Source organism: Rhodococcus sp. 4CII, assembly GCF_014256275.1.
Lineage (GTDB): Bacteria > Actinomycetota > Actinomycetes > Mycobacteriales > Mycobacteriaceae > Rhodococcus_F > Rhodococcus_F wratislaviensis_A.
On sequence record NZ_JACCFE010000003.1, the window covers coordinates 260376 to 274584 of the forward strand.

Below are 14209 nucleotides of genomic sequence, written 5' to 3' on the forward strand. Positions count from 1 at the left end.
GGCTCATCCGAGTAGGACCGACAGCGTCGGGGGCTCGCCCTCCTCATCGGGGGACAGCATTGCGTGTTCCGCTCGGATTTGCCCATCGCGTGAGGCCGCCTGATGGTTGCCGAGGGCAGCGAGGTTCACCACGACCATGTTGTTGTCGATCGGGTCCTTGTCCCGGCCGAGGCCGTCGATCACGCTCCGGTATCCATCGCCGTCGAGGACCGCCTGATAGCGGTGGTGGAAATGACCGTGCCACAACCGGGTCGGCCGCACACCGTCGACGATTCCGCGCAACACCTGACGGTGGCGTTCGGAGGCGGCGACCGCCTCGGCCGGGAACCCGTATCGGTCCCGCTCCATCCCTGGAACCGCGATCCCCGCCGGGCAATCGTGGCAGAACATCGCATCCACCCCCGGACCACCGTCGGTGATGCTGCGAGCCTGCTCTGCGGTGATCTCCTCCTGCGGCCACCACGTCACCTGCGGGGTCCGCAGGAAACTGTCGATCGAATGCGCACCGCCGACGGCCAGGCACCGGGTGTTCCCCCACCGCCACCGCTTGCCCCGCGGCAGGTGCACGATCCGCTGCCGCAGGTACCGCAACCCGTCCGCGGCCACCGGCTGGGCCAGCAGCCAGTCGAAGTTCTCGTGGTTGCCATCGACGAATCCGAGCACCAGATCATGCTGGGCGAGGGCGCGGTCGAGCGCGTTCAGATAGTCGCGCTTGAAGTGGAACCCGAAGTCACCGAGATGAATCACCACATCGGCGTTGCGCCTGCGGGCGTGCGCGATGGCTTCCACCGCGTAGTCGGTGTTGGCGTGCCAATCCCCGGCCAGCGCCACCCGCTTCGGGGTGCGTAGAAATCGTGGGTTGTGTCGGTGGAGGGTCATGATGGGCACCTACCTTTTGCGCATTCGTCGTGCGAAGGTAGGGACCGTTGGCGGAGATCGATCCGCGGTTGGGTGGCGAGCCCCTCCGCCACTGCACTACAGCCCCGATCCTACTCATCCCAATCGCCGCCAGGACGAAAATGTTCGCGCAGGCGACGGCGTCCGACCGGGCAGCGCTCCGGCGGAGCGGCTGTCACAGGCGGGTTTGAATTGGTTCTCACCTCCTTCCGGAACAGGTTCGTGACTACCCAGCAGCTATCGTCCGGTTGAGGGCGTCACCCACGGCATCCTGGTCGTCGTCGTCGCCGGTGGTCAACAGCATTGATCCGGCGAGTTGCGATACGACCGTGGCGATGCCGGGTTTCCGGGCGGCCACGATAGCGTGAGGATGGTGCGCCGGGAAGTCTGGTCGGCAAGTTGTTCCGCTGTATCCCAACCAGGACGAGGACCCCCCACCATATACATCGAGCCATTCACTCCGTCCGTTTGCGTTCGATCGTCGATGTGTTCGTCATGACCGGCGGCCGGGTGATGGGCATGAAGTATCTTCGGGCCGCCACCCACAGCATTTGTTACGAGACCGAGGATCGTGCCCCGGTCCGGCATGCCTGCCGCGACTAGCTCCATCAGTGGCACGTCCCACACGCTCGGGCCCGGTTCGATACCTCCTTGCTCGGCGCCGACGTCCACACTGTCCCGGTCTGCGGACCCCTCGCCCCGCGAGCGTCTTCCGAATCGGTGGCGGCCCTGATCTCCACCCTCCTACCTCGTCCGACCACTGAGAAAGACAGCGTGTGAATACTCCCCGCCCCGTCCGAGCGCCGCTGTTCCCTCGTGGATCTTGGGCGGAGACCTCCCGTATCGCGGAGATCCTGCGGAAGGAGACCGTCGGTGGGGCGCTGCTGCTGGCCGCGACCGTGATCGCGATGATCTGGGCGAACTCCCGCTGGTCCGACAGCTACGACACCCTCCGCGACTTCACGTTCGGGCCGGAAGCCTGGCACCTGAATCTGTCGCTACGCACTGACAATCACCAAAGAGTGAGTGGCAGGCCGGCGGCTTCGGCGCGGCGGATCCGTAACTCGATGCGGTCGGGTTCGTCGCCGTTTGCGAGGCCGGCGCGGACAGCGGCGGCGACGGCGCGGGTGCGCCCGGCGGGACCGCGGATGTCGGCGAGTGGACTGGCCAGGTTCCGTCGGCGCAGGTAGTACTCGGTGCGATTGACGGCGTTGGTGCCCAGGCGCATGTGGTGTGGGTTGACGCAACCGGCGAAGTCGCATTGATGGCACAGCACCGCGTCATCGGCACCGGACCACCCCAGCCTCGGGATCACTCCGTACTCGAGTTGGTAGGCGAACAGATGCGCGGGCACGGTGCCACGTCGAGACGTTCCGGGCAGGCTCGCGGCACGGAAGGACCCGTGGCCAGTTGATGAGACCCCGGCCAACCATGGTGTGCACAGGTTCCCGGCACGCCGATAGATTTTCGCTTCGAACCGAGCGACGATCGTGGGCTCGGTGAGCCACGACCGCCACAGTCGTGCAGGAACGCGCACCGGTTGCGGCTGTCCGATCAGAGCGAGCTGCTCGTCCTCCGCATATGGCGAGGGAACGGGCATACCCGGGAGCGGGGAAATGCCGCTGGTCACGCTCAGGGTGTCCTCCACTCAACCGGTTCCGGGTGCTGTTACCGGCGAGGATAGAGGCGGGGACCGACAGGTCGGACACAAGTGGTGACGCAGCGAGCGCCCCGACCCGGCACATCCGCTCCGGCAGCAAGCGTCTGGGCTGTTTCTGCGGGTGTGGCAAAATTTTCGATGTCCGTCGAGCCAGCGCGGCAAGAATTATGACCATGGCTCACGGATGCGCTGGGCCGGGAAGGTACCGGAAATGAGTGATCTCGACGAGGTCGTCGGGGCAGGCGCCCCGCGACGGGTGGGCAGTTTCCGGTTCTTCCTCGACGGTCACCGCTGGGAATGGTCCGACACCGTCGCCGCCATCCACGGCTACACCCCCGGGCAGGTCACCCCGACCACCGAACTGATGCTCTCCCACAAACACCCCGACGACCACCCGCAGGTCGCCGCCCTGTTCGACAAGATGATCGCCGACGGGCAACCGTTCAGCAGCCGGCACCGGATCCTCGACACCAGCGGCCGGATCCACCATGTCCTCGTCGTCGGCGATCGGATGCTCGACGAGCACGACCAGGTCATCGGCACGACCGGGTTCTACATCGACGTCACCGACCTCCGGGACCGGGACCGCCGCGACATGGTCGACGAAATGGTCGCCGACCTCGAAAAGTCCCGGGCGGTGATCGAGCAGGCCAAGAGCATGCTGATGCTCGCCCACACCATCCCCGCCGACCACGCCGTCGACATCCTCACCTGGCATTCCCAGCAGACCAACACCAAACTCCGCACCGTCGCCGAACACCTCGTCGCCACCGTCACCACTACCACCGTGCTCCCGGACGACGTACGGACCCGGTTCGACCACCTGCTGCTCACCACGCACCGCCCCCACCCCAAGTAGTGGTCGGTTCCGCGCGCTGCTCGGGTTGAACGCACGGAACCTCGATCCCCCGACCGCCGGCAGCCGAATCGACCGTGCATCCCGCTTGCCCGGCCCCGCCACCACCGAAACAACGAGCCGCAACCGGAACTCCGCGCCCCGAGGCCGTCTCGACACGGCCATTTCCGTCCCAACCCCACGGAAACAGCCGACCCCCAAGGGTCGGCTGATCGGGGGCCGGACGATGTCGGTGTGGGGTGCGTGGACTACGGCGTGGTGCTGTGGACCGTGCCCGGGGCCCAGGTCGAGACCGCCCAGATGACGACCACGTCGAGGGCGATGATCACGATCGACCACCACGGGTAGTAGGGCAGCCACAGGAAATTGGCGAGAATCGAGATCGCGGCGATCACGATCGCCGAGACCCGGGCCCATCCCGCCCCGGTGAACAGGGCGATGCCGACCAGGATGAGCAGCACCCCGAGCACGAGGTGGATCCAGCCCCATACGGTGATGTCGAACTTGTAGAGGTAGTTGGTTCCGGCGACGAACACCTTGTCCTTCGCGACCGCGGAGAGCCCCTGGAAGAATTCGATGATGCCGATGGTGACCAGGATGACCGCGGCCGCCATCGATGTGCCGGCGGCGATGGGTTGTTTGATCGAGGACTTGTCGGTCACGGCGGTTGCCTTTCCTTGATCGGGTGCTCGCTTCTCGGGGCACCCGAGGTTTACGGGTGAGTCGGCTGTTCGGTCGGTGGCCGGGTGGCGGCGGTTCGGGCGGGGCGGATGAGGAGTTCGAGGGCCAGGAGCGCGGCGAGGGCGATGAGGACGATCCACAGCACGACCAGGCCGGTGGGGTAGCGCTAGAACAGCAGCAGCGCCGCAACCCCGATAATCGCGCACCGCAACGGAATCCGAAGCTGGTAGGCCCACCGTTCCACCTCGTTCGGCGGCCGGTCGCTACCGGACCGCCGGACGAAGTCCAGTCCCTGCCCGAACCCGCGGCGTACCGCCGTCGCGGACGAGGACCCTCCGGTCAGGTACGCACCGAGCGCGATCACCAGGCCGAGGACCGCGACCGCACGCAGACTGGTCCGGAGCGGCACCAGGACGGTGTCGATGACCGCGGTCGCGGCGTCGGGCGACAAGACGTGCGCGTGGCGGCCCGTTCGACCAACAGAGGACGAAATCTCGGACCCGGCACCCGTCGAACCGGTCGAGCACGGCCACGATCAGGCTCTCGAGCACCTCCGACTCGAGATCGGGATAGCGCTGAATCAGTCGGCTTCGGACGACGCCGATGTCGTGTTCTTCGCGGTCGTCCATGTGAAACAGTGTGCGCCCGACCAGCCTGGGAAAGGCGACGAATCGGAGGCGCTGTTCCGCCTGGTGTCGCCGCGAATCCCGTCCGACGACTGCCCCGTCCTCACCTGGTGGGTCTCGGTGCCGGGTACCTGCTGTGCGAGCAGCACCGCGGCGCGCCGACTGCGGTCGACGACGTGCCGAAGGCCGAGTGGACTCCGGCGGAGGTCTCCTCCGCCCGCCTCACCACACCCCCGACCACCTCGGAGCGCGTGCGGGGGGTGGGCCGCGAGCTGGTCGTGAGACCCGCTTTGGGCCGGAGTCGAAGTCACCGCTCGACGACGACTGCTGGCCGTCTCGGCAACTGCCGCAAAGCCCGGACGAGACGACGACACGTCCTGATCTGCACCTGACAGTGCGCTTCGCGCCGGGGCGGGCGGTGGAGCCCATGTGGGGTGCGCCCCATTTCTGTCGGGCCGGCTTCCCGGCTGCAGGCAACCCGGGTGTGGGGAGCGGCGGGGTCACCCCGGACGCGTGGGCCTTCATCCGCGTATCCGCTGGTCGTCGTCCTATGCTTCGTCGTCTCGGCCCTGGGGTAGAGACCACCGCACCGACCGGACGGTGCGGCAAGGATCTTCCCTAGGAACTGTAGATTTATTCCGCTTACGGTCGTAGAATATGTCAAGAATTTCGATGGACGTCGGAGTGATCTCCAGGTTCGACGAAGGGGTGAGCACCGTGGACAATCCGTTGCACACCGTGCCGGAGGCGGATCGCCTCGAACAACTTCAGCCTGCCGATCCCGCGGCCGGCCGGTCTTTGATCGGCGGCGGGATCGACGAGGCCTGGGATGCGCCGGAGGCCGATCTGGTCGAGCAGACGCAACCGGCCACCGCTGCCGTGGACCCGGATCCGGCGGATACCGGTGACCTCGACATGAGATGGGACACCCCGGACGGCGACCGGCTCGAGCAGTCCGTTCCCGTCGCCTACGACGACGAGGATCGGGACGACGGCGTGGACGAGGCCCCCGAGGGGGATGACCGGTAACCACGTGTCATCGGCACGGGGCACCGGTCCTGGCCGATACCGGCGGGAAGGGATGCGAGATGAGCGTGAACGGCACCGATCAGATGCCCCTGTCCGAGGCGACGCGCGCCCTCGAGACCGTCACCGATGCGCTGACGATGCTGCGGGAGGAGACCGCGGCGCAGGAGTCGCTCGAGGACGTGCTCGGGCGGCTGGCGCAGACCGCGGCCGCGGCGGTTCCGGACGCGGACGCGGTCAGCGTCACTCACCTCGACGAGACCGGCCCGCGCACCGTGGCCCTGACCGACGACTACGCCGCCGACATCGACGATGAGCAGTACGCCGCGCACCGCGGTCCGTGCCTACAGGCCGCGGCGTCGCGACTGCCGGTCCGCGCCGTGGTCGGTGAACACGCGGACCGGTGGCCGGAATTCACCGCTGCCGCCCGACAGGCGGGAATCCGGGCGTATCTGTCGGTGCCGTTGATCATCGACACCCCCGGGGAGGGCCCCGGGGAGTTGGTGGGTTCGTTCAATGTCTATGCCCGCACCGCGGTGGCGTTCGATCCGTTCGACGAGAAGTTGATGCAGCTGCTGACCACCGCCGCGTCGGCTGCGATCGGCAATGCCCGCCGGTGGCGGCGCGCACAGCAGCGGGTCGAGCAGCTCACCGAGGCGCTGACCTCTCGGGCGGACATCGACCAGGCCAAGGGGATGATGATGGTGATGCACGGCATCGGGGCCGAGGAGGCCTTCGCCCGGTTGACCGTGATCTCCCAACGCACCAACACCAAGGTTCATCGCGTCGCCAAGGACCTCATCGACAAATTCAGCAAACCCTCATCGGGCTCCGACCCGGTGACACCCGCGCGCGCCGAGATGCGGCGATCTCGTGGATTGACGGGTGGGGTCCGGCGGTAGTGATACCGAAGGCACAAGAGAACATTCGAAGGGGCAACACCATGGTGGGGCGGGCACCGGGTCCGGTGCGGTGGTGGCGGCTGCAGCCGTGCAGCCGTAATCCGTTGATGCGCCGCACCGACCGGGTCGAGTCGGTGGTGGTGGCACTGGTGATCATGCTGGTGCTGCTGTGGGTGACGGTGTGCGCGGCGGTGGGGACCGAGATGTTCACCTCTTTGCAGCAGCAGAGCCGGGCGCTGCACGCTCGGTCGCGGCCGGTCCCCGCGGTCCTGCTGATCGACGCCGGCTCCGATCCGCGGGCCGAACCGGCGGTGCGGATCACCGACACCGGCGCCTCGTCGTGGGCGCGGTGGACGGTGGACGGGCGTGCGCACACCGGACAAGTTCCGGTCCAGCCGCAGGCGCGAGCGGGGGACACCATCACCCTCGAGGTGGGACCGGACGGGGAACGCATCGAGACCCGCGGGAGCACCGAGAATGCGGTGCTGGCGGTCTCGGCCACGTGTGGGCTGTGGGCGGTCGGTGCCGCGGCCGGGACACTGACGATCGCCGCGGTGCACCGACTGCTGGTCCGGTCCCGGCTGCGGGTATGGGATCAGGCGTGGGAGAAGTTCGCCCAGCCACCACGCTGACCCATCCCCGATGCCCGGATACCCCCGGGAGCACACCCCAAGAGGGTCGGACCCGCGGCAGGTGGACCGCGTACTACGCACCCGGGGCAGCACACGAAACGGGGGTTGTGCGTTTGGGATTCCTGCGGTCATCCGATGGATGAGGTGGAGCGGCGGGCGCCGAACCGCCGGCGGCGGGGGCGGGTCGAGTGGTCGAATCTCGGCCCAGTGATGGCGCCGTGTACGCGGGGCGGATGTGCGCGGCGGTGAACGCCTCGGCGACGGTGCCGAAGCACTCCGCCGCCTCGATTCCGGTGTCACGCAAAATGTGACGCACAGGTCCTAGCACGGCGACGGTCAGCGCTGCAATGCTTCACGGAGCCGGTTCCGGGCGAGGTCGCCCGGGCAGTGATCCACGGCCACCTGCACCTGCACCCGACACCGGCATCGCCGCACCACGACCCTCGCTGACTCCACCCGAAGGAGTGGGGCCGGGGGCCACGTGCGACCGCAGGGAAAGGGCTGGGGCCGTCCCCCGGGGGGCATTGCCGTCAGTGTTCCTCGAGAAATTCCCCACCCGAGTCCGGGGTTCGAGGAGCACCGATCCCCCGACGCCGGGGCCGGATGTGCCACCGTGATCCGCGGTCAGTGGGTGTCGCCGGTGGCGCGTTCCCGGACTGATCCGTCCCGCAGACGCGTTCGCTGCCCGGCGGCCGGGCGCCGCCGGCGCCCAGCACGGCCGGCCTCCTTCTTCGATGCTGGATCACCTGTGGGTCGGTCCTGGCCGAGATCGTCCTCGTCGGCAGCGGGGCCAGAACCGGTCTCTGGTGCCGGGGCCGGGGATTGTTCGGCGCGGAGTTGGGCGTTGTCCGCTTCCAGTCGGAGGTTGTCGCGTTCGAGTTCACCGGTACGGGTTTCGAGGTCGAGGACTCGGCCGATGCCGACGAGATTGACTCCGGCGTCGATGAGTTCGGCGATGCGTTTGAGCCGGGCCAGGTCGTAGTCGCTGTAGCGGCGGGTGCCGCCGTCGGTGCGGCCCGGGGTGATCAGCCCGTACTCCTCATACAGGCGCAGCGCCGCGACCCCGAACCCGGACAGCTCGGCGGCCACCGAGATGCCGTAAACCCCACGCACCGATGGTGATTGGGGGTTCTTCCGTTCGGATTCTTCGGACATTTTTTGCTCCGATCGGGAATTTTCTCGCATACTCTCTTGTCATAGTCTACGACAGATGCTATAACGAACCTACAGCATCTGCTGGAAGTTTACCTGATGGGATGAAAGGATTCTGGAGGTAGGTGGACATGATGTTGATGCGCACGGATCCGTTCCGTGATCTCGACCGTCTGACGCAGCAGATCCTCGGTACCGCGGCCCGTCCGGCGGTGATGCCGATGGACGCCTGGCGCGAAGAGGACCGGTTCGTGGTGGAGTTCGATCTCCCCGGAGTCGACGTCGACTCGCTGGATCTGGACGTCGAGAAGAACACGCTGACGGTGCGCGCCGAACGGGTCGCACTGGACGAGGACCGGGAGATGGTCGCCGCCGAGCGTCCCCGCGGGGTGTTCAGCCGACAGCTGTTCCTCGGTGAGAATCTCGATGTCGACAAGATCGAGGCGAACTACGACGCCGGTGTGCTGCGGTTGACGATCCCGATCGCGGAGAAGGCCAAGCCCCGCAAGATCGAGATCGGCAGCAACGGTCATTCCGACAGGAAGGCCGTAGGCGCCTGACCCCGAGGTGACCAGGTTCGGGAGGGGGTGAAGACGATGACACAGGCGAATAGGGTCGCGGAGGTGACCGCCCCTGAGGATTGGGAGCGCTCAGCACGCGAGGTGGTACGGACGTGGCACGAACTCGAATACGCTCTGCTCGTAGCTGATTCGGACCGCATCCTCGCCGACGCGCTCACGCCGCAGGCCGTAGTCCTGCTCGCGCGGGTGGCCACCACGCCGCCCGGTCCGCCGCGCCCATCACCTCCCGCTCCGGTGGGGTGGACGATCTCGGCTCCACCGGCCCCCGGGATCCGGGCCACGCAGCGCTCACCTCCGAGACCGAGAAACCACCAGCCACATCCACTCTCGTAGAGCACAGTCGATCGTCGAGCACAAAAGGGGTGATGAATCAGACGAGTGCATCAGCGCAGGGGTTCGCCTGCTGCCGCCTCCTTCACCTGTCTTTCCTTCCCGCGCGGCGCGGCGAACCCCCTTCCCGGAGCACGCCGCCCGGCACCGCCGACCCACCGATCGAATTGTGACGGCGCCGACCGCCGATCCGCCCGCCCGCATTGGGTTGTGCCGGATTCGACCGGGGCGCACCGCCATTGACTGGCAGACCGGTAGCCATCGGCCTTCCCGGGCGGGCAGTGCCCACCCCGATCGTGACAAAGCGGGGGCGGGTCCTTCGTGCGGGTCGGGCCCGCCCCGCCCAGGTGGTTCCGGCATCCCGAGCCCGGGACCACCCTGTGTCGTGGGTCGGCACGAAAGGCGGCGCGGTGATGACCACCGAGCAGGATCCGTATCGGGTGCTGGGCCTGTCTCCGTCGGCGTCGCAGGCCGAGATCGCCAGCGCCTACCGGCGGCTGTTGCGCCAGCACCACCCCGACACCCGCACCGGCGACCCGGTAACCGACCCGCCGGCGGATGAGCATCTCCAGCAGGTCCTGTCCGCCTACGCCCTGCTGCGCGACCCCCAGGCACGGGCCGCCCACCACCGGGCAGCGGCCGAACGGGACGCCGCCGAACGAGCGGCCGAGCGGGCAGCAGCAGCCGAGCGGGCGGCCGACGAACCCCAGCCTCGGCCCCGGCGACCGCCGCCGTCCCCGGCCCCGCCGCGCACCCGCGTGGTCGTCGTGGGCGACACCCCGCCCCCGTGCCACCCCCCGGCGACCGGCCTGTGGGTCGGACCGGTGCGGCGACACCGCTGAGGCGTCGATGCCGGCGAACGACGGGGTGATGAGCCGGCAGGCAGGGTCCGGGCGGCGGAGACCACCCTGTGCTCATGCCCCACAGGGCGCGGACGTCTCGGCGGGCGAGGACGCGGACGTCTCGGGGGATCGGTCGGATCCGACCACGGCGACTGAGGTCTCGGCAGTCATCGGTGTCGATGTTCGCGGTCGGTCCGGTTCCGGCCGCGGCGGAGCCACTCCCCCGTCCCGGCCGCGAACCGGCGATTCGTCACCGCCGCGGCTCAGACTCGGTGCGGCCGGTGCCGCTGTCGATTCGGTAGACGACGGTCGGAACCGGAAAGATATCTGGGGCAGAGCATTCGAGGTGCATCAGCTCCGCGACGAGCTCGTCGGTTCGGTCGGCGATGACCTCTGGTTGCGGGCGGCGGCCGATGCCCAACCCGCCGATGATCAGGACACGATCGGTGCGTTGACCCTCGATACCCAGCGACCACTCGAAGTGACGGTTCCACCCGACCAGGATGCGGCGTCCGCAGCAGTATCGAAACTACCCGTGCGCTGGTCAGGAAGATAAAGGGGAGCGGAGTACGTCACCGGCTCCGACCCGTCGACCGGCCGGGAATGTGTGGGATCGAACCAACCAGGGCAAGACCCGCAAACCCCACTGGACCCGCTCCCGTACTTCGATGGAGGTGTCCGCGATGGCAGCCTTGCACCGTGCCACCACCACCCCTCCCGGCGGCACGGGAACGCGTACCCGGCCCTCGACACCGCCGAGGGGGTGCTGATCGGGCTCCGCCGGATCGGGACCGCGGACGCGTTCGACGAATTGATCGGTGCAGCCCGCCGCCACGGCGTGTCCGTCCTCGCCGAGGCCCTCGTCGCGCTCGCCAGCGGAAACGAGCCGCCCGATCCCGTCGCCGCCCGTGCGCTGGACGGAATGGGGCACACTCTTTCGGCCCTGAACCGGACACCGCGGCGTCGAGGTTTGCGCTCCCGGGTTCCGGTCCGGGAGGTAGGGCCCACCAGCCGCGGTGACCGAGTAGGGCGCTCATTCCCGTTGGTGGGCCACCTCGCTCACCGCGATCCGGCCCGCACGCGATACCGAGGTCGCGGGTGGAACGACCACCCCGAAGAAGCCCACACGAGCTGACGGGGGCTGCCGATGTCGACGGCGGGGTGTGCCGGCGGACAGTCCACCGACCTGTGTCTGACCGAGGAGATGATGGTGCGGAAAACTGAGATGGGACGACGACGTCGATGAGGACCCCCTGCGCCGTCGTATCGACATCCTCGGGGGACGCATTGGTCGAGGACAACTTCGGCGGAAGTGTCGACGTGGTGTTGCTGTGGTGGCGCAGCGGGGACGGTGCTCTCGCCGACGAGCTGATCACCGCCCGCACATGTTGTCCGGCACCGGTGTCGTGTGGTTGGTGACGCCGAAACCGTCCCGCCTCGGTCACCTGGAAGCGGCGGAGGTGACCGCGGCTCCCGACCTCGCCGGGCTGCACGGCACCTCCAGAATCGACAGGGCACGACTGGCTCGGGCCCTGGCTCACCCAACGCCGCTCACCAGCACTCGGGCGTCCTCGTCCTCGGCGCAGCCGCCCGCCCGGTGATGACAGCCGGCGCCCCTGGCAGTCGTGGGTGCTCACACCGTTTCGGTCCGGCCGAACAGTGGCGCGAAACCCTCGGGCAGAGAACCCAGGACGGTGCGTAGGCAGTTGTCGTCGACCGCCTGGGCCACCGTGGACAGCACCGCGCTGGTGTCCCATTCGGCGGTGGTGGGGTGAGCATCGAGGGCTTGGGCGATCCGGTGGCGGAACTCCTCGACCCCGAAGGCGGGTGCGGACCGTCCGTCCTCGACCGGGCCGAGTGCCTCGCCCGCCAGGGGCGGGAGCTGCGCGGCCAGGGCGCGCACCTTGCCGGGCGACAGCCGCGCCCCGAGTTTTCGGAGCACCACCGTCGTCACCCGAGTGGCCTCGCCCAGGCTGTCGTACTCTCCGTATTCGCGGACCCGTGACAGGAATTCGGTGTCGTCCATCACCGTGTGTCCTTTCTGCATTTTCCGATTGTTCTTCTTGTTTCGGTCTTGAGGGGCAATCGTGGTCTCGCCGGTCGATCCACCCCCGGATCCCCCTCACCCATGCCGACCGGGGCGGGTTCAGGACAGGGCATTCGGGTCGGCGGGGTTCCCATCCGGTTCGGGGTACGTGGGGGCGTCGGGAACGGGCGGCGGCATGTCAGTCGGTGGTGACCTGGATGCGCCGGGACCGGGCGGCCGCGGTCGTCGGGAGGGTGACGGTGAGAACACCGTCGGCGAGTGCGGCGGTGATGTTGTCGGCATCGACGTCGCGGGCCAGCAGGGTGCGGAATTCGACGCTGCCGGTGCGGCGGGTGCGGCTGCGGGTGCGCAGCCACCCGAGCTTCTTCTTCTCCACGAACTTGCCGCTGATCTCGAGTTCGTTGGCCGACAGGGTGATGGCGAGGTCCTCGCGTGTGACGCCGGGCACCTCCACCTCCACCTCCACCAGGTACCCGTCCTCGGTCTCGGACACGTCCGCCAGCGGCCGCCAGGGTGGTCTGTCACCGAACGGGGCGGCCGGCACCGAGTTCCGTAAGGGGCTGATCCGATGTTCGATGTCGGCGAGCTCGGCGAGAGGGCCCCACCGCCCGGACTCGTGACCGCTGCGCTGCGCAGGTGCAACCATGGCACGACACCTCCCACTTGCCGCTGTGTGTTGTCCATCCCCCGGGGAGTGTGGACCGCCCGGGGACGGTTCTCCTGCAACAGGATTGGTACCCGGAATGCCCATCCCCCAAACCCGTCACCAGTGATCGAGCACCCCATCAGGTGACGATGAGGTGATACCGACTCGCCGCGTTTGCTGAGGCACGCACACCCCCGTCGGCGTCACTGGATGTCGGCGCCCACCGCGGCGAGGTCGCCGACCGCCGCGACGGTGCGGCCGGTGGCCGGATCGACCCAACAGGGGTGAGAGTCCCGGATTCGGGGAACCCACACCGTGGCCTCGTCGCGGCACGGCCATGGCATCCTCAGTTGCCGCAGCAGCGTCGCCTGCACGGTGTCGGCCACCCACATCGTCGCCTCGACCGCCGGCAGCCGCGGCGCCAGGCCGCGGCCGAGGACCCATCGGCTCGCGCCGGTCTCGTCGGGTTCCCCGCCGGGCCGGTCGATACCCGGTGGGGCGGGATCCCAGGCGAGAAACACCCCCTGAGGGTGTATTGCCAGCTCCCAGCACACCTCGTCCCAGCCCACCGCCCCCCGGCGGTGACAGCATCGCAGATCCCGGGCGACCGCTACCACGGCCTCCGCCCAGGCCGATGGCGCACCGGGCACCGGCGGTTCCTCGAACACCGGGAACCGCCACCTCCGGTCGACGTGCTGATGCCCACCCACCGCGGCACTCCCCACCCGTGTCTTCCCCTGGGCCACGCTCGCCGGCGGTCAGTCCTCGCGGCGGGCGAAGCATTCGGTGGCCGGGGTGAACCCCGGCTCGGTGAGCATGTCGATGTCCGCCCACCCGTCCTCGCCGAACACCACCGAATCGGTGTGCCAGACCAGGCTGACGTTCTCGCAGCCATGCTCGAGAATCAGGTATTCGTAGTTCTTCAGTGCCACCAGAGTTTCATCCGTCATCCTCACCACCCCCGAACCATGCGGTGTGCCGGCGCCCCGTGACCCGGGCCTGCCGGAGCGGATCCATTATGGCACAAGATCTACCAAGAATTAAAGAGAAAATCTTCCCAGCTATCGCGGACCGGGGACCGGTGGGGTGGCGTCGGTTCGGGCCCGCACGATCATCGGCGTCGTTGCGCCGGGATCGGCGGACGCGGAATGTTCGTGAGAGTCCCCTCGTAAGATTCGCCGATCACCTCCGCCGGGACACTGCAACTCAGAAGAATCCGGTGTGAGCGCCTGACGCGGCTCGGCGGCAGGCGCCCGGACCCAAACCTATAGGAGAAAACATGCTGTAGATGCGGCATATTTTCTTGACCGTGGTTGTTGTACGGAGAGAAA

Annotated in this window: 17 protein-coding genes and 4 pseudogenes; 10 read left to right on the forward strand and 11 right to left on the reverse strand. The window is 68.2% G+C overall.

Annotation, left to right across the window (positions count from 1 at the left end; genetic code table 11):
• Positions 1-3: 3 nt before the first annotated feature.
• Positions 4-879, reverse strand: a complete 876-nt coding sequence (locus H0B43_RS37990; RefSeq protein WP_185730203.1) for a metallophosphoesterase — start codon at positions 877-879, stop codon at positions 4-6.
• Positions 880-1365: 486 nt separating this feature from the next.
• On the opposite strand from H0B43_RS37990, the gene H0B43_RS42675 reads away from it, so the two are divergent.
• Together H0B43_RS42675 and H0B43_RS37995 are read left to right on the forward strand one after the other, a co-directional pair.
• Positions 1366-1500 (forward strand): hypothetical protein, encoded by a 135-nt coding sequence (locus tag H0B43_RS42675; protein ID WP_282555516.1) that lies wholly within the window; start codon positions 1366-1368, stop codon positions 1498-1500.
• A gap of 173 nt (positions 1501-1673) precedes the next feature.
• Positions 1674-1904, forward strand: a pseudogene (locus H0B43_RS37995) (Na+/H+ antiporter NhaA); the annotation flags it as partial.
• 5 nt (positions 1905-1909) lie between these two features.
• Here the strand turns inward: H0B43_RS37995 and H0B43_RS38000 are convergent.
• Positions 1910-2497 carry a hypothetical protein gene (locus H0B43_RS38000; protein ID WP_185730423.1) on the reverse strand — a complete coding sequence of 196 codons (588 nt, stop codon included), beginning with the start codon at positions 2495-2497 and terminating at the stop codon, positions 1910-1912.
• 271 nt (positions 2498-2768) lie between these two features.
• On the opposite strand from H0B43_RS38000, the gene H0B43_RS38005 reads away from it, so the two are divergent.
• Positions 2769-3416 (forward strand): PAS and ANTAR domain-containing protein, encoded by a 648-nt coding sequence (locus H0B43_RS38005; protein WP_185730202.1) that lies wholly within the window; start codon positions 2769-2771, stop codon positions 3414-3416.
• A gap of 245 nt (positions 3417-3661) precedes the next feature.
• Here the strand turns inward: H0B43_RS38005 and H0B43_RS38010 are convergent, their stop codons facing one another.
• The 3 genes and pseudogenes from H0B43_RS38010 to H0B43_RS43385 form a co-directional block, all read right to left on the reverse strand.
• Positions 3662-4027, reverse strand: coding sequence for a hypothetical protein (locus tag H0B43_RS38010; protein WP_213016560.1), 366 nt, complete (start codon positions 4025-4027; stop codon positions 3662-3664).
• Positions 4028-4125: 98 nt separating this feature from the next.
• Positions 4126-4548, reverse strand: a pseudogene (locus tag H0B43_RS38015) (hypothetical protein); the annotation flags it as partial.
• Positions 4549-4639: 91 nt separating this feature from the next.
• Positions 4640-4723 (reverse strand): annotated as a pseudogene (locus H0B43_RS43385) (hypothetical protein); the annotation flags it as partial.
• A 654-nt stretch (positions 4724-5377) separates the two neighbouring features.
• Between H0B43_RS43385 and H0B43_RS38020 the strand changes: the two are divergent.
• From H0B43_RS38020 to H0B43_RS38030, 3 genes are read left to right on the forward strand one after another with little or no spacing between them, the layout of a single operon-like run.
• Positions 5378-5749: a hypothetical protein gene (locus H0B43_RS38020; protein ID WP_252190320.1), complete on the forward strand. Its 372-nt coding sequence runs from the start codon at positions 5378-5380 to the stop codon at positions 5747-5749.
• Positions 5750-5808: 59 nt separating this feature from the next.
• Positions 5809-6648 (forward strand): ANTAR domain-containing response regulator, encoded by an 840-nt coding sequence (locus tag H0B43_RS38025; protein WP_185730200.1) that lies wholly within the window; start codon positions 5809-5811, stop codon positions 6646-6648.
• Between the two features lie 41 nt (positions 6649-6689).
• Entirely contained in the window at positions 6690-7280 is a 591-nt protein-coding gene (locus tag H0B43_RS38030; RefSeq protein ID WP_185730199.1) for a hypothetical protein, read from the forward strand.
• A gap of 624 nt (positions 7281-7904) precedes the next feature.
• Here H0B43_RS38030 and H0B43_RS38035 read toward each other — a convergent pair.
• A complete protein-coding gene (locus H0B43_RS38035) occupies positions 7905-8435 on the reverse strand; it encodes a MerR family transcriptional regulator (RefSeq protein ID WP_185730198.1) in 531 nt (176 codons plus the stop codon).
• Between the two features lie 131 nt (positions 8436-8566).
• Between H0B43_RS38035 and H0B43_RS38040 the strand changes: the two genes are divergently transcribed.
• Both H0B43_RS38040 and H0B43_RS38045 read left to right on the forward strand, forming a co-directional pair.
• Positions 8567-8992: an Hsp20/alpha crystallin family protein gene (locus H0B43_RS38040; RefSeq protein ID WP_185730421.1), complete on the forward strand. Its 426-nt coding sequence runs from the start codon at positions 8567-8569 to the stop codon at positions 8990-8992.
• 764 nt (positions 8993-9756) lie between these two features.
• Complete coding sequence (locus H0B43_RS38045; protein ID WP_185730197.1) at positions 9757-10185, forward strand: J domain-containing protein; 429 nt, start codon at positions 9757-9759, stop codon at positions 10183-10185.
• 250 nt (positions 10186-10435) lie between these two features.
• On the opposite strand, the gene H0B43_RS42205 is transcribed toward H0B43_RS38045, so the two are convergent.
• Positions 10436-10606, reverse strand: coding sequence for a hypothetical protein (locus tag H0B43_RS42205; RefSeq protein ID WP_252190318.1), 171 nt, complete (start codon positions 10604-10606; stop codon positions 10436-10438).
• A gap of 342 nt (positions 10607-10948) precedes the next feature.
• Between H0B43_RS42205 and H0B43_RS42210 the strand changes: the two genes are divergently transcribed.
• Positions 10949-11320 (forward strand): hypothetical protein, encoded by a 372-nt coding sequence (locus H0B43_RS42210; RefSeq protein WP_252190317.1) that lies wholly within the window; start codon positions 10949-10951, stop codon positions 11318-11320.
• Between the two features lie 107 nt (positions 11321-11427).
• A pseudogene (locus H0B43_RS38060) lies at positions 11428-11786 on the forward strand (DUF3052 family protein).
• 32 nt (positions 11787-11818) lie between these two features.
• On the opposite strand, the gene H0B43_RS38065 reads toward H0B43_RS38060, so the two are convergent.
• From H0B43_RS38065 to H0B43_RS38080, 4 genes are all read right to left on the reverse strand, one after another.
• Positions 11819-12232, reverse strand: a complete 414-nt coding sequence (locus tag H0B43_RS38065; protein WP_252190316.1) for a DUF2267 domain-containing protein — start codon at positions 12230-12232, stop codon at positions 11819-11821.
• Between the two features lie 178 nt (positions 12233-12410).
• A complete protein-coding gene (locus H0B43_RS38070; RefSeq protein ID WP_185730196.1) occupies positions 12411-12878 on the reverse strand; it encodes an Hsp20/alpha crystallin family protein in 468 nt (155 codons plus the stop codon).
• A gap of 203 nt (positions 12879-13081) precedes the next feature.
• Complete coding sequence (locus H0B43_RS38075; RefSeq protein ID WP_185730195.1) at positions 13082-13588, reverse strand: hypothetical protein; 507 nt, start codon at positions 13586-13588, stop codon at positions 13082-13084.
• A 48-nt stretch (positions 13589-13636) separates the two neighbouring features.
• Entirely contained in the window at positions 13637-13828 is a 192-nt protein-coding gene (locus H0B43_RS38080) for a hypothetical protein (protein ID WP_185730194.1), read from the reverse strand.
• Between the last annotated feature and the right edge of the window lie 381 nt (positions 13829-14209).

What these genes read in the sequence shown, in the direction of transcription:
- H0B43_RS37990 (WP_185730203.1), bottom strand. Translation starts at nt 879, where the DNA reads ATGACCCTCCACCGACACAACCCACGATTTCTACGCACCCCGAAGCGG.
- H0B43_RS38035 (WP_185730198.1), bottom strand. Translation starts at nt 8,435, where the DNA reads ATGTCCGAAGAATCCGAACGGAAGAACCCCCAATCACCATCGGTGCGT.
- H0B43_RS38065 (WP_252190316.1), bottom strand. Translation starts at nt 12,232, where the DNA reads ATGCAGAAAGGACACACGGTGATGGACGACACCGAATTCCTGTCACGG.
- H0B43_RS38030 (WP_185730199.1), top strand. Translation starts at nt 6,690, where the DNA reads ATGGTGGGGCGGGCACCGGGTCCGGTGCGGTGGTGGCGGCTGCAGCCG.
- H0B43_RS38045 (WP_185730197.1), top strand. Translation starts at nt 9,757, where the DNA reads ATGACCACCGAGCAGGATCCGTATCGGGTGCTGGGCCTGTCTCCGTCG.
- H0B43_RS38010 (WP_213016560.1), bottom strand. Translation starts at nt 4,027, where the DNA reads ATGGCGGCCGCGGTCATCCTGGTCACCATCGGCATCATCGAATTCTTC.
- H0B43_RS38040 (WP_185730421.1), top strand. Translation starts at nt 8,567, where the DNA reads ATGTTGATGCGCACGGATCCGTTCCGTGATCTCGACCGTCTGACGCAG.
- H0B43_RS38020 (WP_252190320.1), top strand. Translation starts at nt 5,378, where the DNA reads ATGTCAAGAATTTCGATGGACGTCGGAGTGATCTCCAGGTTCGACGAA.
- H0B43_RS38005 (WP_185730202.1), top strand. Translation starts at nt 2,769, where the DNA reads ATGAGTGATCTCGACGAGGTCGTCGGGGCAGGCGCCCCGCGACGGGTG.
- H0B43_RS38000 (WP_185730423.1), bottom strand. Translation starts at nt 2,497, where the DNA reads ATGCCCGTTCCCTCGCCATATGCGGAGGACGAGCAGCTCGCTCTGATC.
- H0B43_RS38070 (WP_185730196.1), bottom strand. Translation starts at nt 12,878, where the DNA reads ATGGTTGCACCTGCGCAGCGCAGCGGTCACGAGTCCGGGCGGTGGGGC.
- H0B43_RS38025 (WP_185730200.1), top strand. Translation starts at nt 5,809, where the DNA reads ATGAGCGTGAACGGCACCGATCAGATGCCCCTGTCCGAGGCGACGCGC.
- H0B43_RS38080 (WP_185730194.1), bottom strand. Translation starts at nt 13,828, where the DNA reads ATGACGGATGAAACTCTGGTGGCACTGAAGAACTACGAATACCTGATT.